Origin of the sequence: Aequorivita sinensis (assembly GCF_006346335.1) — a bacterium.
GTDB classification, from domain to species: Bacteria; Bacteroidota; Bacteroidia; order Flavobacteriales; family Flavobacteriaceae; genus Aequorivita; species Aequorivita sinensis.
The window spans coordinates 1-3,431 of the sequence record NZ_VDMC01000034.1; the positions used below are offsets into that span (position 1 = coordinate 1).

At 30.8% G+C, this 3,431-nt stretch carries 4 protein-coding genes; all 4 read left to right on the top strand.

The window, feature by feature from the left end:
- The first annotated feature begins 123 nt into the window (after nucleotides 1–123).
- The 4 genes from FHP04_RS14125 to FHP04_RS14140 all read left to right on the top strand — a co-directional run bounded on the left by FHP04_RS14125 (nucleotide 124) and on the right by FHP04_RS14140 (nucleotide 3,128).
- The gene (locus FHP04_RS14125; protein WP_139856800.1) at nucleotides 124–774 is read left to right on the top strand and encodes a hypothetical protein; all 651 of its coding nucleotides are present in this window, start codon (nucleotides 124–126) and stop codon (nucleotides 772–774) included.
- A 146-nt stretch (nucleotides 775–920) separates the two neighbouring features.
- The gene (locus FHP04_RS14130) at nucleotides 921–1,820 is read left to right on the top strand and encodes a hypothetical protein (RefSeq protein WP_139856801.1); all 900 of its coding nucleotides are present in this window, start codon (nucleotides 921–923) and stop codon (nucleotides 1,818–1,820) included.
- Nucleotides 1,821–2,140: 320 nt separating this feature from the next.
- Entirely contained in the window at nucleotides 2,141–2,410 is a 270-nt protein-coding gene (locus tag FHP04_RS14135) for a hypothetical protein (protein WP_158319151.1), read from the top strand.
- 157 nt (nucleotides 2,411–2,567) lie between these two features.
- A complete protein-coding gene (locus tag FHP04_RS14140; protein WP_139856803.1) occupies nucleotides 2,568–3,128 on the top strand; it encodes a hypothetical protein in 561 nt (186 codons plus the stop codon).
- The last annotated feature ends 303 nt before the right edge of the window (nucleotides 3,129–3,431 follow it).

Below are 3,431 nucleotides of genomic sequence, written 5' to 3' on the forward strand. Positions count from 1 at the left end.
CAATTACGGCGGATTCGACTACGTCCGAATCCACTCGGAATTGCGAGCGTCAGTGCTTAACCGAAAATTAACGCATATTAACCCGTAACTGACGGTTATACGAGACCGTTACCTGCAAGCTGAATGAACAACACGCTGAAAAAAATAACCCCTTTTCTGACTTTAGCAATTATATCGCTAATTTATTCAATTTACATTCTAATTACGGATGGACAAGATTGGGGTATTTTCATTGTTTTTGCTTTATTCGTCATTGCAGTTGTATTTTTCCTAATTGATTTTGGAATAAAAAAATGGTTAAAGAATTATAAAAAAATATTCATTACCCAACTGACCTTGATTTTAGTTTTTGCAATGATTTATGGATATCAATACCGAACAAAAACCTTAATTATCCCAACTGATTTTGACAAAGAATATGTGACTATAATTTACGGAGTTGAAAACTCAAAAGATTTATTTATTTCTGCTATCACTTTGAATAAAAAAATAGAAATCCCTGAAAACGGAATTTTATTAACGTCTTCGGACTTTAATGAAAATCTACGAGAAACTAGTATAAAAACAGATTCTGGAATTTACCTGAACTCTGACAAAACTGACAAAGGATTCATTCAAATAGCGGAATCTGAATTTGAATCTAATGGTCAAAATTATAAATTTAGGACTTGGAAAATACAAGACGGATTTTGTTGCTCATACTCGACAAAAGAAGTGAATAAATATAAAACGGAATTAAAAAACGAATTTGAAAAAATAAAAGCCAGCAGGTAACAACGGCTATAGTTCATTGCTTCTGACTTTCCTCTCGGAAAGTCCTCGCAAATTTGCTATCTTCGGTTTTCGGCGGAAAATCCTCGCGGATTTTCACGCAACGAAACCATAGCCAAACACGTTGTAGAGCATATAAAAACAAACAGATGAACAAAAAATTAACAGTCTTACTTTTATTAGTAATTAGTATCCAATCAACATTTGCAAATGATTTGGACAATGGTATTATTGAACTTGGAAAAATTTATAGAGACTTTGTTTTTAGAAACAATCCAACGGACTTGACTTTAAAACAAATTGACGAAATAAATTCACCTGAACTTCTAACTACCAAGAATTTCGTAAAAGAATGTATAACACCAAACAACAGTTTGACTTCAGAAAGATTCCTTAAAATTCCAGACGAACAAACTTTATTAAACTTGTACTTGATTATGAAAGTCAATGCAAATGTTAGAGAAAAAGAACCAAAAGACAATATTGAACTCTTAAAAGAATGGCGTGACAAAAATGTTCAACGCTATGAATTAGTAGAAAACTATTACAGTATGGTGTTTACCGGAATTGGGAACAAAAACCAGCCTTTTGATTTATCGAATGTTAACTTTTTAATTGACAATTACGAACTCAAAGACGAAACCGAAAAAGGTATATTCTTTTTAACAGCGATGGACCTTTGCTATCTTCAAATTTGGGGTTATATGAATGTTGTTAAACCACCGAATTACAAAAAAGCATTGGCAAGTATCGAGAAATACCCAAAATTTAACGGACAAGAATATTTCAAATATAAATATTTTGGGTTTCCAGACTTTGAAATGCAAATAGAAAAGGACAAAGAAAAAGAGAGTTATAAAAACTATTATATTAATCGTTTTTACAATACTTTGATTTATCATCATCAGTGCTTAAATCAAAAAAGAAAAACAAAAAAAGATGCAGAAAATCTTGCTTTGAGCTCAATTCTTAAAGAAAAAAATTATTACGAATATTCGAAAAATCAAGATTATCTAAACGGACTTTTCCGAACAATGAAAATGGACTGAAAAAATACGCTCTACAACAATGTATAAGCGTAATACGGGGTAAAGTGCTAAAGTGAAAGTATTTACACAAAATAAACCAACTGCTAATCGGACAAGTAAGTAGTTGAAATCCCGCACTACGCTTATACTTGGCCGTTGTAAGCAATTTGAGAAAAAACAGAATACATATAATCGGAATTGGAATTTTTTACATTTTCATCTTGATTTCGTGTAAATCAAAAATTTTTTATTACGAAAACAAAAAAGTGATAACCAAGTCGTGTGAATTAAATAACCTAATCAATGATACAATAGTCATTCGAGGAATTTATTATGAATGTATGGAATATACTGGATTTCAAACTTTGGATAAAGATTCTTGTCAAGAACAGTTTGATATGGATTTGAATTTTGAGCAGATTGAATTTCCGAAAGACCTACTGAATAAGTTCTACGAAATACAAGGTTGCACAGGAACAATAAAAATGACTTTAAAAGGAATTTTAAAAAATGATAGTAAAGATGGTTACGGACATTTAGGCTCGAACAACGCTGAATTGATTATTCAAAAAGTAATTGATTTCGGAAAAGTAAAATATATTAAACCGTAAAAAGGAATAAAAACTGCTTACAACAATGTGTATAAAAAATGCTTATTTTAGTGCCAACCAAAGAAAAGTGCATGTTTGCTTTCTTCCGATTTTCATTCCGAAAATCCGCTGACACAAACACGCACTTTTCATACACGAAACCGTTGCCACACATTAAATGAAACAAGTAATATCATTAATTTTTGTTCTATTTCTGTCGAATGCCTATTCGCAATACACAAATAATTATACGGATTTAACTAAACCCTTAAATAAAATAGAAACCGAAATCGACACTATTTTTTATGGTAATGGTAAACCGAGATTTATAACAGTTCGAACGAAATTTGAAATTGATAACGAAGTATTTAAGACAAATATTGGAACTAAGAATGTATTTTATCGAAATGGGGAAATCGCTCGAAAAACAGAAATAGATGATTTTGGCAACTATTTGAGCGAAAAATTATTTGATAAAAATGGTAACTTAACCGAGGAATGGATTACTAGAAAAATTGACAATCGAGCCAAGAATTTAACCGATTTTATGAATGACAAATCATTTGGCGATTTTATAAAAGAAATCAACTATTACAAATACTCAAATAAAATTAAGAAATGGTACAAATACAAAGAGGAAACTTTAATTCTAACAGAAAGTAAATTTACTGAAACTTGGAATTTGCTGAATGAAGATGGAAAAATAATAAAAACAAAAACGAAGAGTTACGCAGAGTAACGTGTGGCAACACTGTATAAAAAAAATAGGGCAAGTAAGTGCTAAACCCAATGTATCAGGCACTTTTGCGAGGTCGCCAAATTTTTTGATTTGGCTTTAGAACAAAAATATAAAACAAAATGCAAAAGATTTGGCTTGTGGAGAATCCGAATAGTAATTGCTTATTTACAGCCCTACTTCTTTTATACTAAACGTTGGCATTAATATAAACGAACCATCAAACTAATGGAAAACGAATTTGCAAAAGTAATGTCTGAAAGGACAGATGAAGAATTAATTAAGATTGTAACAGTCGAAAGAGAA

Coding starts and splice junctions, on each gene's coding strand:
- FHP04_RS14125 (WP_139856800.1), top strand. CDS start 124: ATGAACAACACGCTGAAAAAAATAACCCCTTTTCTGACTTTAGCAATT.
- FHP04_RS14130 (WP_139856801.1), top strand. CDS start 921: ATGAACAAAAAATTAACAGTCTTACTTTTATTAGTAATTAGTATCCAA.
- FHP04_RS14135 (WP_158319151.1), top strand. CDS start 2,141: ATGGAATATACTGGATTTCAAACTTTGGATAAAGATTCTTGTCAAGAA.
- FHP04_RS14140 (WP_139856803.1), top strand. CDS start 2,568: ATGAAACAAGTAATATCATTAATTTTTGTTCTATTTCTGTCGAATGCC.